Annotated in this window: 14 protein-coding genes; 10 read left to right on the forward strand and 4 right to left on the reverse strand. The window is 45.5% G+C overall.

Annotated elements, in window-relative coordinates; genetic code table 11:
* Window positions 1–25: 25 nt before the first annotated feature.
* Complete coding sequence (locus ACLVWP_RS03905; protein ID WP_413560231.1) at window positions 26–1,576, reverse strand: acyl-CoA dehydrogenase family protein; 1,551 nt, start codon at window positions 1,574–1,576, stop codon at window positions 26–28.
* 130 nt (window positions 1,577–1,706) lie between these two features.
* On the opposite strand from ACLVWP_RS03905, the gene ACLVWP_RS03910 reads away from it, so the two are divergent.
* Together ACLVWP_RS03910 and ACLVWP_RS03915 are read left to right on the forward strand one after the other, a co-directional pair.
* Window positions 1,707–2,576 (forward strand): S1 family peptidase, encoded by an 870-nt coding sequence (locus tag ACLVWP_RS03910; protein ID WP_413560232.1) that lies wholly within the window; start codon window positions 1,707–1,709, stop codon window positions 2,574–2,576.
* A 158-nt stretch (window positions 2,577–2,734) separates the two neighbouring features.
* Complete coding sequence (locus ACLVWP_RS03915) at window positions 2,735–3,037, forward strand: hypothetical protein (RefSeq protein ID WP_413560233.1); 303 nt, start codon at window positions 2,735–2,737, stop codon at window positions 3,035–3,037.
* Here the strand turns inward: ACLVWP_RS03915 and ACLVWP_RS03920 are convergent, their stop codons facing one another.
* On the reverse strand, window positions 3,038–4,120 hold the full coding sequence (locus ACLVWP_RS03920; protein ID WP_413560234.1) for an outer membrane beta-barrel protein: 1,083 nt from the start codon (window positions 4,118–4,120) through the stop codon (window positions 3,038–3,040).
* Window positions 4,121–4,277: 157 nt separating this feature from the next.
* Between ACLVWP_RS03920 and ACLVWP_RS03925 the strand changes: the two genes are divergently transcribed.
* Together ACLVWP_RS03925 and ACLVWP_RS03930 are read left to right on the forward strand one after the other, a co-directional pair.
* Window positions 4,278–5,939, forward strand: coding sequence for a methyl-accepting chemotaxis protein (locus ACLVWP_RS03925; RefSeq protein WP_413560235.1), 1,662 nt, complete (start codon window positions 4,278–4,280; stop codon window positions 5,937–5,939).
* Window positions 5,940–6,050: 111 nt separating this feature from the next.
* Window positions 6,051–7,025, forward strand: a complete 975-nt coding sequence (locus ACLVWP_RS03930) for an HD-GYP domain-containing protein (RefSeq protein ID WP_413560236.1) — start codon at window positions 6,051–6,053, stop codon at window positions 7,023–7,025.
* 79 nt (window positions 7,026–7,104) lie between these two features.
* Here the strand turns inward: ACLVWP_RS03930 and ACLVWP_RS03935 are convergent, their stop codons facing one another.
* Window positions 7,105–7,677, reverse strand: coding sequence for a hypothetical protein (locus ACLVWP_RS03935; RefSeq protein WP_413560237.1), 573 nt, complete (start codon window positions 7,675–7,677; stop codon window positions 7,105–7,107).
* A 160-nt stretch (window positions 7,678–7,837) separates the two neighbouring features.
* On the opposite strand from ACLVWP_RS03935, the gene ACLVWP_RS03940 reads away from it, so the two are divergent.
* Window positions 7,838–8,518 carry a murein L,D-transpeptidase catalytic domain-containing protein gene (locus ACLVWP_RS03940; RefSeq protein ID WP_413560238.1) on the forward strand — a complete coding sequence of 227 codons (681 nt, stop codon included), beginning with the start codon at window positions 7,838–7,840 and terminating at the stop codon, window positions 8,516–8,518.
* 32 nt (window positions 8,519–8,550) lie between these two features.
* A complete protein-coding gene (locus ACLVWP_RS03945) occupies window positions 8,551–10,230 on the forward strand; it encodes a glycoside hydrolase family 13 protein (protein WP_413560239.1) in 1,680 nt (559 codons plus the stop codon).
* On the opposite strand, the gene ACLVWP_RS03950 is transcribed toward ACLVWP_RS03945, so the two are convergent.
* Entirely contained in the window at window positions 10,227–10,922 is a 696-nt protein-coding gene (locus ACLVWP_RS03950) for an alpha/beta fold hydrolase (RefSeq protein ID WP_413560240.1), read from the reverse strand. The two genes, ACLVWP_RS03945 and ACLVWP_RS03950, sit on opposite strands and share 4 nt — an antisense overlap.
* A gap of 128 nt (window positions 10,923–11,050) precedes the next feature.
* Here ACLVWP_RS03950 and ACLVWP_RS03955 point away from each other — a divergent pair, with 128 nt between their 5' ends.
* Genes ACLVWP_RS03955 through ACLVWP_RS03970 form a run of 4 tightly spaced genes read left to right on the forward strand, consistent with a single transcriptional unit; the run spans window position 11,051 to window position 15,115 of the window.
* Entirely contained in the window at window positions 11,051–11,356 is a 306-nt protein-coding gene (locus ACLVWP_RS03955; protein ID WP_413560241.1) for a GNAT family N-acetyltransferase, read from the forward strand.
* 30 nt (window positions 11,357–11,386) lie between these two features.
* A complete protein-coding gene (locus ACLVWP_RS03960) occupies window positions 11,387–12,301 on the forward strand; it encodes an AAA family ATPase (RefSeq protein ID WP_413560242.1) in 915 nt (304 codons plus the stop codon).
* Window positions 12,237–13,178 (forward strand): DUF58 domain-containing protein, encoded by a 942-nt coding sequence (locus ACLVWP_RS03965; protein ID WP_413560243.1) that lies wholly within the window; start codon window positions 12,237–12,239, stop codon window positions 13,176–13,178. Before ACLVWP_RS03960 ends, ACLVWP_RS03965 begins: the two co-directional genes overlap by 65 nt.
* A complete protein-coding gene (locus tag ACLVWP_RS03970; RefSeq protein ID WP_413560244.1) occupies window positions 13,175–15,115 on the forward strand; it encodes a transglutaminaseTgpA domain-containing protein in 1,941 nt (646 codons plus the stop codon). Before ACLVWP_RS03965 ends, ACLVWP_RS03970 begins: the two co-directional genes overlap by 4 nt.
* Window positions 15,116–15,279 lie beyond the last annotated feature (164 nt).

A 15,279-nucleotide genomic window follows, 5' to 3' on the forward strand; every position in this document is an offset into this window, starting at 1 on the left:
CTTTTGCATTTCAATTTATAGAATTCTAAAGATCATGTTCCAGCATCGTGGCTTCACCCATCAGGTCTCCAGTCAGAAGAGCCAATGTGCGAGCGTGGCGTTCCCATTCTTCAGGAGCTGATTTTTGCAGCTTGCCAATAAGATGTTCAAACTCACTCCATTTTTTCATAAAACCCGGAGCTGAATTCTTAAACGCAGATGTCGATTTCAAATACTCTACCAGTACAGGAAGAGATTGTTCCTTTTCAAAAGCACGAAGCATATCAAGTGAAAGAACATTCGTAGTGCCTTCCCAAATCGAAAACACCTGAGCGTCACGGATTAAGCGCGGCAGTCCTGTGTCCTCAACGTAACCTGCTCCACCAAACATCTCGACAACTTCGCTGGAGATGTTGATTGTTTTCTTAGCTGTGTAAAGTTTCAGAACCGGAGTCAGAGTGCGCAGTAAGGTGCGTTCTTTGGCACTGATCTCGCCGACTTCTTCTTTGCCAAGTAAATGAGCGATATGGAAGCTGAACGCGAAACAACGGCGGAAGTCTTCTTCCAACCAGCGCAAAGTTTCCTGGTGCAAAGGATGATCGATCAACAATTTGCCGAAGGCTTTCCTTTTGCGGGAATAGTTCTGTGCTAGATCCAAAGCACGACGAGCATGTCCAATAGCGCAGATGGAATTGTAGATGCGAGTGATGTTAAGGACGCTCGCGATTTTTTTGATACCATCACCTTCGCCACCGACCAAACGAGCAGGAGTGCCTTGCAGGCTTAGCTCTGCTGTTGGCAACGCCTTAGTTCCTAGCTTGTCTTTAAGTCTGTGAATCTGAATGTGGTTTAACTGATTTTGTTCGTTGCGAAGTTCTAGATAGAAAAGACTTAAACCTTTAGATCCAGCCGCAGCACCATCAGGGCGAGCCAACGTCAGAGCCATTTGTGATGTTGTTGCTGATGTGAACCATTTTGTTCCATGCAAAGCATGTGTCGCACCGAAACCGCTTTGACCATTGTAGGCATGAGCATCTGTTGCGGTACCGCTGACATCAGAACCACCCGTTCTTTCAGTCATCCATTGTCCTGCAGTCCAAAATGTTTTCGGATCGCGAGAAGTCAGGTGAGGGATCGCACGGGCTTTCAAATCAGGTGTTCCGTAAAGCTCCAAGGCACGAGCAGCACCATCGGTCATTGCCAGTGGGCATGAAAAAATTGCTGAGCTCGGGGAGTACAAATAAAGCAGAGCCATTTGATAAACGCGAGAGAAGGCGCCGTATTTTCTATCATAAGCTGTGGCAACGATGCCCTCTTCGGCCGCCATTTTTTCTAGGTTTTGCCAACCTGAAGAAACGCGAATGTCGTCAATGCGACGGCCCCAAGGATCGAAGGGTACGTGCACCGGAGGATAAGTTTCAGCCTCTTGTGCCCAAATAAGCATGTCTGACGCCGCTCTTTGACCCAAATGATCTAAATGAGGTAGGGCTTGCTTTTGACAGTCAGCAGGCAGAATTTTTTTCAAGAGTTTCTGAAGTAAAGCATCTGATTGGAATGTATTCGTGAGGCTTGGTCCGTCTTGATAAAAGTTTTTCATGGTTCAAGTGTAGGCCCGTCTGAGAGCGTGCACAACTGCCTTGAGAGGTGAGTACAGCTTTTTTTATAAAAATATTTGCCGTTTGGACCAGTGATACATATATAGGGTCCATCTAAATTCTGGAGGGGTTGTGTCACGAAAACTTGTTATTGGGCTATCGCTTTTGGTTCTGGCTGCTTGTTCAAATCAAGCCAGCGATGTGACAACAGCTAAGGGTACAAAAATTATCAATGGGACGGACGTCCAGGAAACTGACAGCATCGCCTCTCATCTTGTGGCTATTTATGATGTTGAAAATCCGGCTGTCTGCACGGGAACTTTGATTGCCCCAAATATCGTTTTGACAGCAGCTCATTGCATTCCGAAAAAACCAAGCGACTTGCGTGTCGTGTTTGGTTTGAATATGGACGAGTATTTGAACGCGCGTGAGCCAGATGTTCGCGAAGCTTATGTTCACAATGTTGCTGAAGTAAAAGTCCACCCTAAGTGGGATGCAGACAAACTCGAAGAAAGAGCGTCCGACTGGTACGACCTAGCATTGATCAAATTCAAAGGCACAGCTCCTGAAGAATTCACGCCTGCTGAATTTTTGCCTGATCTTAACTTGTTGCAAGAGGGAACTCCCGTTTATGTAGCGGGTTACGGTGTCAGCGAAGTTGAGTCTCGTAAGTTTGAACAAGGCGATACATTAAAACAAGGTGAAGAGTCTCTTTGCGATGATCAAGGTTGCATTGCGATCCGTTTCTCTGGTGATGGTTTGCTTCGTTGGGCTCAAGCTCCGATCGCGAAAGTTTTGCCGACTGAAGTTCAATTGAATGAAGAGCAAGGCGGCACCTGCGGCGGTGATTCTGGTGGTCCCGCATTTGTGATGGTTGATGGTAAATTCAAACTTTTCGGTGTTACAAGTCGTGGCAGTTTGTACTGCAACTCTGTGGGTGTTTACACAGTTGCGATGAAACTTTCTGACTGGTTGATTCCAGCTTGGAAGAGCTTGCAGTAATACAGCTGTCTCATTTTGAGATACGCACAGATAATAAATGGCAACTGTCCAAAAGTTGCTGATGAAAAGGGGCTGAAAGCCCCTTTTATCGTTTTAGGCGGGGCTTGGTCCTTGCACTCCTCAATAGTGAGTTAAATGATTATTCTGATGAGGATTTTATGAAAATGCTAAGACTGGTTTTGATGATCTGTTTGTTAAGTGCAACGGCGATGGCGACAACTCAAGGTCGTATCATCAATAAGATCGATGCGCATAAGGCTGAGATCGAACTTCGTGGTTTGAAAGCCGGGGACAAGGTGACTTTGCTTCAAGAGACTTGTGAAGGTCCCAAGGTAAAGCTTTGCCGCACGGATAAAGTGGGAACTGCTGTCGTGTCTAAGGTGATCGATGCGGAAACTTCAGAAATCAAAATGGAAGGCCCGGAATCTTTAAAAGAAGGCCTTCTGATCGAAAAACAGTAACTAGAAATGAGCGATGGCGCCTAACGTGATCAAATGCAAATGATCGGTTTGCTCGCTGTCGCGATCCTTAAGAACATCTTGGTCAGCTTGGTCTTGACGATATTCCAGATAAATTTTTAAGTGTTCTGAAACGCTGTACTTATCTCCCACAGTCCACACATTCACGTGGTCTGCTCCGGGATAGTAAACATTGGAAGTTCCATTCAATGAATCTAATTCGCCCGCACCTAACAGACTTTCGTAACGAAGTCCCAGAGTGTGTTTACCTAAAATATAAGACATTTGCGAAGAGATGGATTGTGAATAGTGAAGATCTTCGCCATCGGGTTTCTGTGCGCGACTGTCGTAAGATGCGGACCAGGTAAAATCATCAGTGAGTTTATAAGTCAGCCAGATATTGGAAGTTGATTTCGCAATCGTGGTACCCGGTACAGTCGTGCTGGCATCGGCGCCAGTGTAGTAGCCGGCGAACCAAAGAAAGCGTCCAGAGATTCCTGTCGCGGAAAGCTCTGTTGTTTTTGTCGAAGCATAATCATCGCCGAATTGATTGTAAGCACTGCGGTTGTATGTGTTTAAAGTCACCGCCAACCATTCGCCGGGATTGAATTTCAGTCTTAAACCTTCGTTATAACCCGGAACAATTCCTTGGTAGGCAACGGTGTTGCCGTAAAGAATATTTTCCACCTTCATCGCGGATTCAAAACCCAGAGTCGAGCACAGACGGCCAAATCCCACGGACCAATTGGGATCTATCTTATAATAGATTTCCAATTGATCTAAAGAGCCGAAGCTATTCTTAGTAGTGCCTGTTGGTGTTGTGAGTTCAATCGGCATGTACATCAAGCGTGCAAAGAAACTGAGTTCAGCCGTTTCCTTTTTTAGAATAACTTGCGCGCTGTTAAAGCGGTACTGCTCATCTAAGGCGCCAGCTGAGGCCGGATAAATATTTTTGCCAGAAGAAAGAAAATTGTATTCGAAGTCCGCTTCACCCTGAATGGTAATTCCAGATACGATTTCTTCCGCGAGTGCAGTGAAAGGCAATGTCAGGAGTAATATTGTAGTGAGTGCGATGGTCTTCTTCATTGAGATGATTTATCGGGGGATTTCCAGCTCACATTAAGTACCATTAAACATCCCGTAACGAAGGTGCACCTTCGTCTAGTTTGCCTCAATATGACTCGTGAAGTCCCTTTTGGAGTCCGATATATCTTTGAGTCCTAAATTTCTTATAGAGGTTCAAATGAAAAGCTCTCGTGGCTCTTGGTTCAAAGGCATTAAAGGTAGAATGCTTTCAGTAGCAATTTTTCCATTCATCGCGTTCGCTACAATTTTTGGTTTTACTTATAACGGTCTCGATCGTCTCTCGGCATTGCTGTCGAGTGCTCATAACGATATTCTACCGAATGTATCGGCGCTGGATGATATTCGTATTTTCCAAAATCGATTTGGATATCGTATTTGGGAAGGGATTATTAATCCGGAAGACCGTCCCGAAGTTATCAAGGAAACAAAAGAAGTTCTAACTACATTTGATACTTCTTATAAGCAGTATTTGAATTCTTCGTTCAGTGACGAAGAGAAAAAGATGTATGACGAGTACAAGGAGTACTTTCCGAAGTACCAAGAGCTTTCACGTTCTATTCATGCAAACCTTGAAAAAGGAACTGAAGAATCAGTAGCTCAGGCTCGTAAGGATCTGGACAGTACTCTGCATATATATTCTGGCAAGATCGAAGAATTCAGTAAGAAGGTCACAGACTATTATGACCAGCGTGCTGCGGCTGAGGGTAAAGAGTTCGTTGCAGCACGAGCGACAATTATCAATATGATCATTTTGGTGACTCTGTGTGCGGGTCTGACAATTTTGACATTGCAGTTACTGCAAGCCGCAAAAATCTCGAATGTCACAGGTTCTGTGGCAGAAAAATTGACGGATGCGAACAGCAAAGTAGTCCACTCGGTTGAACAATTGGCAGAGGCGGGGAATGCCTTGTCACAAACTTCCACGGAAGCAGCAGCTTCGCTTGAAGAAACTGTTGCGGCTTTAGAAGAGTTAACTTCGATGGTGCAAATGAACTCTGATAATGCCAAACAAGCGGCATCATTGGCTCACACATCGCGTGAGTCTGCGGAAAAAGGCGAAAGCGAAATCAAAACATTGATTCAATCCATGAGCGAGATTTCAAGCTCGTCTAAAAAGATCGAAGAAATCATTTCAGTTATCGACGATATCGCATTCCAAACGAACTTGCTGGCATTGAACGCTGCGGTTGAGGCCGCTCGTGCAGGGGAGCAAGGTAAAGGTTTTGCGGTTGTTGCAGAGGCGGTTCGCGCCTTGGCACAAAGAAGTGCTTCTTCCGCTAAGGACATTGAGAACTTGATTAAAGTATCTGTACAGCAAGTGGATCGTGGCAGTCGTGTTGCGAATAGCAGCGGTGAAGTTCTGTCGACGATTGTAAGCTCGATCAAAAAGGTTTCAGATTTGAATAACGAAATCGCAGCTGCAAGTGCCGAGCAGACGACGGGCATCCAGCAAATTGGTAAAGCGATGAATCAGTTGGATCAATCTTCGCAAAGTAACGCCGCTTCCGCAGAAGAAATCGCTGCGACAACGGGCGAGTTGAATCGCTTGGCGCAAACGTCACAAGATCTAACGACAGAGCTTGATACCGTTGTGAACGGGACAGGCGGTGGCGCTGTTGCCGTGGCTGCACCTGCCGAGTCTAGCTCTGGTGAAGTTCCTGTTAAGAAAAAAGCCTTCACACTATCGAAGCCAGCTCCCAAAACGGAAGCGAAGGTCATTCCAATGACGTCGAAACCGAAAAAGGAAAGCGCTGCTGCTGAAATGATTCCGTTCGACGATGAGCCTCGTGCAAAGATCGGGAACCGAGACGGATTCTAGAAAATACGGGCCAGTCTTCTGGCCCGTTTCATTTTAGGAATAATTCTGGCTTTGGTCCTGGGACCACTTGTCGATAGTGTTAAATTCTCACTTCCACGGTACACTTGTATAATGACAGATCCTCAACCAAAAATGATTATGGTCGGTGTGGAACTCTTTACTGAGAACTTTCCACTTCCTGCAGACGTTTACACACGTTTACCTTCTGGCCAATATCTTCTCGTTGGTAAAAAAGGTGAGAAAAGTAATTTCCAAAGCTTGCATATGACTGCGCAAAAAAAAGCGGAGCTCTATGTTCGTGGCAGCGATTATGAAACTGTCATTCAATTCAACCTAGCACTGACAAGAACAGCAGTTGCTAAGGCTGAAGTCCCAACAAATCTGAAATTGAATCTGATTACGGGCTTAGCAGACTCTGCGATCAACGATCTAGTGGATCGTAAAATCGTTGTGGGTTCTTATGAGCGTGTGAAGCAGCTCTCTGGATTTATCAAAGAGACTGTCGCTCAGGTATCAGATGTCGATAAGCTTTTAGATCTATTAAGCAAGCTTCCTAAAGACAGTGCTTCTCACGGTATGGCAACAGCGGCGATCTCGCTTTTGATCTGTGAGAATATGCAGATTCAATCTAAGCCGACTTTGGAAAAAGTGGCGTTAGGTGCTTTGCTTCACGATATCGGTCTTAAAGAAATTCCAGACGCGATTGTGAAGAAGGCTCGCGCTGATCGCACCGTCGAAGAAACAGTTTATTACGAATCGCACACCATGCGTGGTGTGGAGATGTTGCAAGAACTTAAAGAGATTCCGTCAGACGTCCTAGCGATTATTCTGGAGCATCATGAAAACGCGATTGGGATGGGATATCCTCGTCGTATTCGTGACGTTAAGATGAATCCGCTGGCTCGTATCGTCTGCGTTGCAAATTATTTTATGGAACTTCTTCATGATACGACGGGCGAACATATCGCCATGACACCCGAAGCAGCTTTGCATTACATGGAAGTGACTCTGGGCCAGCCTTTTAACAAGCAAGTTTTTGCTGCACTAAAAGAAGTCGTGTTTTCTCATCGCAGAGCCGCAGGCTAGAGTAAAAAAACATCCGCCACTAAAACAAAAAAAGCGCACTCTTAAGGTGCGCTTTTTTGCTTTTAGGATTTCGAAACGTTTACGGTTGAGCGCATTCGCCTTGTTTTTGACATTGGATCATATCGTCTGTCATTTGGTGTAATTCATTTAATGAGTAACCGATCTCCTGATCGTAACCGTGGTTTGTTGTACCTTCTTGGCCGATCGTGATGAAGTCGTTGATACCTTTAAACCAAGATTGATCGTACTGTTGTCCTGTTGAAGTCGATTTAAAGTAAACCGGTCTGTTCGAGTGGATTGTGCTTAGGAAGCGGCCGCGTTGATCGCGAGCTTTTTGCAAGCCGCCGCTCATGCTCTTCCAACATTTAACTTCGCCAACGCGAACGACACGTTGAGCATTCAAGTCGAAGATCACGATATCAAGTTCACCGATTGTACGTTTTGTGTCGCCATAAGCGATGCCCACTTCAACGTGGTACTGAGGAGCTGGGAATTGTTTTTTGATATCTAGGCGGGCGATTTCTTCGCAGATAGCGCCAGAGTCTGCATAGCTGCGTGGAACGCTTTTTAGCTCTTGGAAATCTTCGTCCCAGTTTGCGGCAAAGACATTGAACGAAACAAGTAACGCACTAATAAAAATAGATAACTTCATTTCCCCTCCGAAGGGCCCCAGTGATCGCTGAGTGGAGGCTCTTGTTCAAGGATTTAGTCCGCAAACTGAAATGCGCGACGCGCCATGCGTGGGTCTTTGTATTTATTTCTTACGAAGAATTAAGTTCCCCGTAAGAGCAGGATCTAGTATGAGGTCACCCATGTCTAAAAAAGTGATTTCTATTCTGCTTCTACTTGCGAGTGTTGGTGGGCCGGCGACGGCTTCGGCGGGTTGGTTTAAACCCAAAAAAGACAAAGCTTGGAATCAATATCTCGACCGCGTTGAGGAGGTTGCTTCTCGCGAGCGCCGAATTCCACAGGCGGCGATCGACAGAACGATTGCGTTTCTAAAAGCCAATCGTGCTCAAGTGGAAAATCGTATCACAAATAAATCTGTGGTGATCATTAATGACTTCACTCAGGAAAGCACTCGCGATCGCATGTTTGTGGTCTACGTTTACTTGGGCAAAGTGGAAAGCTATCAGGTCGCTCATGGCATCGGCAGTGGCGAGGGACCTCACGTCTATCGTTGCTCTAATGTTGAGGGGTCTAAGGCGACTCCACCGGGTTTCCACTTGGTTCAGAACGAAAACCGTCAGTCTTCGTTTGGTTCTTCCCTGTATATGGATAGCTTGGAGCCGCGTAATAGCAACTCCCGTGAACGTGCGGTGGTCTTCCATCCCAATAAAACGGCCAAAGAAAGAGCTGAGATCCTGCGCAAGTGGGGCTTTATTGACTTAAGTGAAGGCTGTGCTCAGCTGACGCGCGAGGATTATTATAAATTGAAACCCCGTGTTCAAGGGGGAAGCCTTCTTTACAACTTCTGCCCTGAGGACTTATAACTGTTCTTGTTAATCTCTAACAAGGACCGTTCATGTCATCAGCTGTTCAGCCAAAAAAGATTTGGTGGAAAGAATCCGTTGTTTATCAAGTATACCCTCGTTCGTTCAAAGACTCTAACGGCGATGGTATCGGAGACCTTAAAGGGCTTGTTTCTAAGCTCGACTATTTAAAACATCTTGGTATTGACGTGATTTGGATTTGTCCAATGTTCAAATCACCGATGGACGACAATGGTTACGACATCAGTGACTATCAAGACATCAATCCTGAATTCGGCAACATGGCTGATTTCGATTTGTTGTTGAAAGAGTGCCACGCTCGCGGCATTCGTTTGATCTTGGATTTGGTTGTGAACCACACAAGTGATGAGCATCCTTGGTTCATCGAATCTCGCTCCTCTAAAGACAATCCTAAGCGTGACTGGTACATCTGGCGCGATGGTAAAGATGGCAAAGAGCCGAACAACTGGGAAAGTATCTTTAGCGGTTCTGCGTGGAAGTATGACGAAAAAACCGCGCAATGGTTCATGCACTTGTTCTCGGCAAGACAACCGGATTTGAACTGGGAAAATCACGATGTGCGTAAGGCTGTCTACGAAATGATTCGTTGGTGGTTGGATCGCGGTATCGATGGTTTCCGTATTGATGCCTTCACTCACACTCGCAAGGAACCGGGATTGGTGGATATGCCGAATCCACAAAACCTTGAATACGTTCCGTCTTATGCAAAACATATGAACGTTCCGGGTGTTCTAGATTACGTTCAGGATTTGGCGCAAAACACATTCAATCACTATGACTGTATGACAGTGGGTGAGGCGAATGGTGTGAACGCTGCTGAAGCTTCTGAGTGGGTTGGTGAAGCTAAACGCCGCTTGAATATGGTGATTCAGTTTGAACACGTAGGTCTTTGGGATACGAACCCAGATCAACGTTTCAACATGAAAGATCTAAAACGTGTTTTCAACAACTGGCAAAAAGGTTTGGACGGCATCGGTTGGAATGCTTTGTTCGTAGAAAATCACGACGTGCCTCGTATCAACTCTAAATGGGGTGATGTGAAAAACTACTGGCGCGAATCGAGTACTTCGATTGCGACGATGTACTTCATGATGCAGGGGACTCCGTTTATCTATCAAGGACAAGAGATTGGGATGACGAATTCTCAATTTGCAGGTCCTGAAGATTTCAACGACGTTTCCGCAAAAAACTACTATGTAGCAAAACGTAAAGAGGGCAAGACAGACGCAGAGATCACGGCAGAGTTGAACCACACGTCTCGTGACAATGCTCGTACACCGATGCAGTGGGATTCTTCTGCAAATGCGGGTTTCGGAACTGGAACTCCTTGGTTGAAGATCAATGCAAACTACAAAAACATCAACGTAGCAGCACAAGTTGAAGATCCTGAATCAATCTTTAATTACTACCGTCGTTTGATTCGTTTGCGTAAGGACAACGAAGGCTTGGTTTACGGAAGCTTTGATTTGGTCGATGCTGATCACAAAGATGTCTTTGCTTACACTCGTACGTATGGTGCTCAGAAGTTTTTCGTTGTGGCGAATATGACTCCGAAAGCTGCGCATTGTGATATTGGTGCGTTGAGCTTGAAACCTGAGAACTTGTTGTTAGCGAATATGACAGTGTCAGATAAGTCTGTTGAAAAAAATTTGAACTTAAAACCGTTCGAAGCACGTATCTATAAAATCTAAAAATGTTTGAGTGCGGTCGCAAAGATCGCACTCACTTCTTCGGGTTTTTCCAAGGGTATGAAATGCCCTGATTCTTCGATGATATGTAACGTGGATCGAGGAATGGCTTTATGGAAAGACTCCATCTTAGTACGTGGAGCAATTTGATCTTGGGCTCCACCAATCAATGTCACCGGAAACCGCAAACCATTCAGCGACATTTTCAGATCTTGTCTTTCTAAGGTCGCATTCATCTGATTCAGATACATTTCAGTATTATTGCTTGCAGCCATTTGCAGAATAAGGGTGCGGATCGTTTCGTTCTCTAAAGCATTCGGATGGAGGTAGTGTTTTAGTTCTTTCGTGCTTAAGCCGCCATAGGAGACTTTGCGGAGGATATTGCGAGTTTGGATGCGAGCTTTGTATTCGACATCGGTTAACGGAGAACCCGTGGCTCCGATCAAAATCAATTGCTGAACTTTTTCTGGATAGAGAGTTGCGAAAACTTGTGCAACATAAGCTCCCATGGAAAATCCGATGATAGTGAACGGATCGGTGTGAGCTTGAGCAATGTCTGCGATCATTTGGTTGAGGTTGCTGGCAAAACGCAGATCCAGGAATTTTGTGTCATGGGATTTGAGAACCTCTTTCTGGTAGGTCCACAAACGTTCATCACAAAGAAAGCCTGGCAGGCAAACAACCCGAGTTGACATAAGTTAATGATAGCAAAGGACGCATATGAGCCGCAATCCCAACTCGGGATATTTGACAAGGACTCCAAAAGAAATTTGCCGAAACATTCCGTGGTTTAGCAATATGAGAATTCTGAAGGAGTATCTAAATGAACATACGTCATGATAAAGCTGGCAAGCGTTTCGTAACTAATGTCGAGGGTGGCGATGCCCATATCCTTTATCGTCGAGGTCCCAACAATTCCTATGACCTCTATGCGACTTACGTGCCTACGGAGTCACGTGGAAAAAACATTGCTGACCAATTGGTACGCGAAGCGATCCGCACGGCCAAGAGTGAAAAAGTCCAGGTCGTCGATTCGTGTCCTTATGTCGCAAGTTGGTTCAAAAAGCATCCCGAAGAGAATCGCGTCCTATCGAAAGAATCTGGAGATTCGATCATTCAAGTGTTTTAACAAAGAACTCTTTGATGTACGCTTTAGTTCATGAGCAAAAAATTTCATGAGCTGATTTCTGAAGCATCCAAAGTTGTATTAGATAAAGACACTGAGATTCGTTTGGCGATCACTTGCTTATTGGCAGGTGGTCACCTTTTGATCGAGGATATGCCGGGCGTTGGTAAGACTACTCTGGTTCATACCTTAGGTAAACTCACAGGACTTAAAACTCAGCGTATTCAATTCACTATTGATCTGTTACCCGCAGATGTTTTGGGTAGCCAGATTTTCAATCCTCAAGATCATAAATTTTCATTTCATGCTGGACCGATTTTTTCTCAGCTAGTGATGGCGGATGAATTAAATCGTGCAAGCCCACGTACGCAGAGTGCGTTGTTGCAAGCGATGGAGGAGGGCGAAGTCTCTATCGATGGGGCGACTTGGGAATTGCCAAAACCTTTCTATGTGATCGCGACACAGAATCCACATCAGCAAACGGGAACTTTCCCACTACCTGAAAGTCAGCTGGATCGTTTTTTGATGAGCTTGGAATTGAACTATGCTTCCAAGGGAACAGAAGTGCGCATCCTGCAAGGGGAAGATCCTCGTGCGGTGGTTCGTCGCATGAATTCTCTTTTTGCTGAAGGTGAATTTGAAAGCTCCGTGAAAGCGATTGAAAAAGTAAAACTATCGGAAGTTGTGGCGACATATATCGCAAATCTTTTAGAGGCTTCACGCCGCGAAGGTTTTGAAGGCGCACCATTATCGACTCGCTCGGGGATGGCGATGGCTCGAGCTGCAAAAGCTTGGGCATTTTTAGATGATAGAGACTATGTACGTCCAGAAGATGTGCAAGAAGTTTTGGTTCCAGTCTTAGGACATCGTTTAGGGGGCAACCATGGCATCAAACGCGGTCGCGAATGGGCTGTCGTTCTTAAAAAAACGACGCCAGTCCCAGTCTAAGAAGTCTCGGACTTATATTTTACCGACATCTTTTGGTGTGTCCTTTGGGCTCATGGACCTGGTGCTATTTTTCATGGCCGTGGGTTATGCCAATAACTTGATCTATATCTTTTTCTTCTTTCTGACATCGGTTGCGGTCACCGGTATGGTGATGACGAATCGAAATGTGAATGCCGTGGATTTTGATAAGCTTTTGCCAGGGGATTTGTTCGCTGGCGAAGAGGGCAAAGTCCGTGTGCAGTTGGTGAATAAAACCAACGCTTCAAGTTTTGAAATCGAAGCGGTCTTTGATCGCAAGGCTAAGGACGCTCCTCAATACACAATCGAGGCAGAGCAAGATATCGTGGCTATGGTTAGTTGGACTTCACCACGTCGTGGTTTGCAGGAATTACCAAGACTGCGTATCCAAGGAGCTTATCCCTTTGGATTGCTGCGTGCGTGGAAGCCTATTAATAAACCGGGTGCAACCATCGTTTATCCATCACGTCGTGGGGATTCCGTGTTTCCGGTCGGATCAGGCGCTGATTCTGTATCTGAGTCGTTGGGCCTTTTCTTAAATCACAAAGTTTATCAGTCAGGGGATCCAGTACGTCGTATTGATTGGAAGGCCAGTGCCAGACGTAGTGAAGTTCTGATTAAAAAGTACGAAGAACCTGAAAAACCAGCTTTGAATTTTACTTGGGAGCAAACCGCGCACATTCGCGATGCGGAAGATCGTCTTTCACAGCTGGCTTTGTGGATCGATCAGGCCGAGGCACAAAACTATGTCTATTCTTTGAACTTAGGTGCTCTGCAAATTTCCTCTGCAAAGGGTCGTGATCATTGGCGCCGTTGTATGGAAAGTTTGGCTTTGGCTAAGCCTTCGGAGCTGTCGTGAAAAAGGAATTTTTCTCTCAGACTTATTTTAGCTTAGCGATTGTTATTGCCATGCTGATGGTTGCGGTCGAAGTAACCCCTGTAGTGGCATTTCTGGGAATGGGTTTATTGGTTTGGAAGTGGGGCACTGAAAAATACCGCTGGCCAGGATTGTCTCGTCGATTTACGGGATTTCTAAGTTTGCTCCTGTTAGGGCAAGTTCTATTTCAATACCGCACGATCATTGGTCAAGAGCCGTCGTACACTCTGCTATTAGGACTTTCCGGTTTGCGGGTGATGGATTATGCGAATGATCGTGATCACAAGTTTATCGCGCTCTTGGGCTTCGTCCTGATTTCTGTGAAAGCCCTTTTCAGCATCGATATCTATTGGATCATTCCATCGGCATTTGCATTCTGGGGAATTTGGTATTCTTTAATACCAGCACAAACTCCTTCTAAGGCGCGAGTCTTAGGAAAGATCTTTGCTCTGTCCGTGCCCCTTGCAGTAATTCTATTTTTTGCCTTTCCGCGTGTGGTGATTCCTTGGGCGATGTCACGTGGAAGTACTTATGGGCAAATTGGTTTTTCTGAGGATTTGAATCCCGGCAAGGTGGCGGAAATTGCAGGCAGTGCGCAGTTGGCGTTCCGAGCAAAAATTGATCGTCTGCCTTTAGATAACTCTCGAGATCTTTACTGGCGCGGATCGGTTTTAACTTTATCGCGCGGCCTTAGCTGGCGCCCGACACCGATGCTGGGAACTCCAGATGAAAAATTCAGTCGCGGTTCACTGACGTATGAAGTGGCATTGGAGCCGACTTCGCAAAATTATCTTTTTGCTTTGGAAGGCACTCAGATGCTTTCTTTAGAGGTTGGACGAGTGACGAACTTGAATCACTCTGTCTATCGCAGCACTCGTCCGATTGTTTCCACGGTGGTTTATCAAGGGTGGTGGTCGCCGAACTACAAAGATACTTCAGAGCCGACAGTGGCCGAGTTGAAAACTCCGGAGCTGACAGGAAAAGTTTTGGAATGGGTCGAGGCTACAAACAAGGCAGCTCATACTCCCGAAGAACGTTTGGAGCTTTTGCATAAATTCTTTATCGAAAACAAGTTCGTTTATACTTTGAACCCCGGCACCTATGGCGCTAACGACTTAGAGCAATTCTTATTCGTACGCCGTCGTGGATTCTGTGAGCATTTTGCGGGTGCTTATGCGACTCTTGCGCGTGCTTTGGGAGTTCCGTCCCGTGTAGTGGCTGGTTATCAGGGTGGACGCTTTAATCCTATTGGTGACTTCTGGCGCATTTCGCAAAGAGATGCCCATGCTTGGACGGAAATCTATGTTGATAAATCTTGGCGTCGTGTGGATCCTACTCAATGGGTGGCTCCATTAAGATTGGTTATTGGTGCGGAAGATTTCTTTGCGATGTCAGAAGCCGATCAAGAATCCTATGCCAAGTCCATCGAGTTTCGACCGAAAGGCAAGGCAGATTTCTTGCTGTGGGATCGAGCGACTTTCCTAGTTGAAGATCTAAATTACCGTTGGAGTTATTTCTTGATGGAGTTCGACCGTAGCTCGCAAGATTCTTTCTTTGCCTTGCTTGGTCAGAACAAAATTCTGAGCGTCGTTGCGATCGGTTTGGTTTTGGCGATTTTCTTTGTCCTGGTTCAGAATCTTTTCAAAACGCGTGTGCGCCTGACAGAGGAACAAGAGCTTTTAAATATCGTCCAGGAGTGGGGGCAAGAACATCACTTGATCCGTGTGTCTTCAGAGGCGCCGTTGCATTACTTTGCCCGTGTGGCAGATAAGTTCCCGCAGTTAAAAGACGTGATGTATAAGTTCAGTCGCTATTACGACCAGAAGGTTTATTCTGAAGGTAAGGCCATTGATTCTGTAAATGATCTTAAGAAAGATTGGAAAACAGCGATCCATAAAAATGGAAGAGGGCCTGAGTAAATCAGACCCTACTTCGGACGATGTCTATGGTTAGCAGAAATTTGCCAGATTCAGATTTATCCTAATTAAAGAGTCCTCTTAGGCTGCGCATCTCTGAGACATCGTTTCACCTTTCATTATACTGAAAAATATATGAGATATTTCCTGGAGTGTGTAAGCACAGC

The organism is Bdellovibrio sp. HCB209, assembly GCF_047306065.1.
In the GTDB taxonomy this organism is placed as follows: domain Bacteria; phylum Bdellovibrionota; class Bdellovibrionia; order Bdellovibrionales; family Bdellovibrionaceae; genus Bdellovibrio.

Bases quoted from the DNA above. Each gene is read 5' to 3' on its own strand.
- ACLVWP_RS03905 (WP_413560231.1), bottom strand. From the start codon at position 1,576: ATGAAAAACTTTTATCAAGACGGACCAAGCCTCACGAATACATTCCAA.
- ACLVWP_RS03915 (WP_413560233.1), top strand. From the start codon at position 2,735: ATGAAAATGCTAAGACTGGTTTTGATGATCTGTTTGTTAAGTGCAACG.
- ACLVWP_RS03920 (WP_413560234.1), bottom strand. From the start codon at position 4,120: ATGAAGAAGACCATCGCACTCACTACAATATTACTCCTGACATTGCCT.
- ACLVWP_RS03925 (WP_413560235.1), top strand. From the start codon at position 4,278: ATGAAAAGCTCTCGTGGCTCTTGGTTCAAAGGCATTAAAGGTAGAATG.
- ACLVWP_RS03930 (WP_413560236.1), top strand. From the start codon at position 6,051: ATGACAGATCCTCAACCAAAAATGATTATGGTCGGTGTGGAACTCTTT.
- ACLVWP_RS03935 (WP_413560237.1), bottom strand. From the start codon at position 7,677: ATGAAGTTATCTATTTTTATTAGTGCGTTACTTGTTTCGTTCAATGTC.
- ACLVWP_RS03940 (WP_413560238.1), top strand. From the start codon at position 7,838: ATGTCTAAAAAAGTGATTTCTATTCTGCTTCTACTTGCGAGTGTTGGT.
- ACLVWP_RS03945 (WP_413560239.1), top strand. From the start codon at position 8,551: ATGTCATCAGCTGTTCAGCCAAAAAAGATTTGGTGGAAAGAATCCGTT.
- ACLVWP_RS03950 (WP_413560240.1), bottom strand. From the start codon at position 10,922: ATGTCAACTCGGGTTGTTTGCCTGCCAGGCTTTCTTTGTGATGAACGT.
- ACLVWP_RS03955 (WP_413560241.1), top strand. From the start codon at position 11,051: ATGAACATACGTCATGATAAAGCTGGCAAGCGTTTCGTAACTAATGTC.
- ACLVWP_RS03960 (WP_413560242.1), top strand. From the start codon at position 11,387: ATGAGCAAAAAATTTCATGAGCTGATTTCTGAAGCATCCAAAGTTGTA.
- ACLVWP_RS03965 (WP_413560243.1), top strand. From the start codon at position 12,237: ATGGCATCAAACGCGGTCGCGAATGGGCTGTCGTTCTTAAAAAAACGA.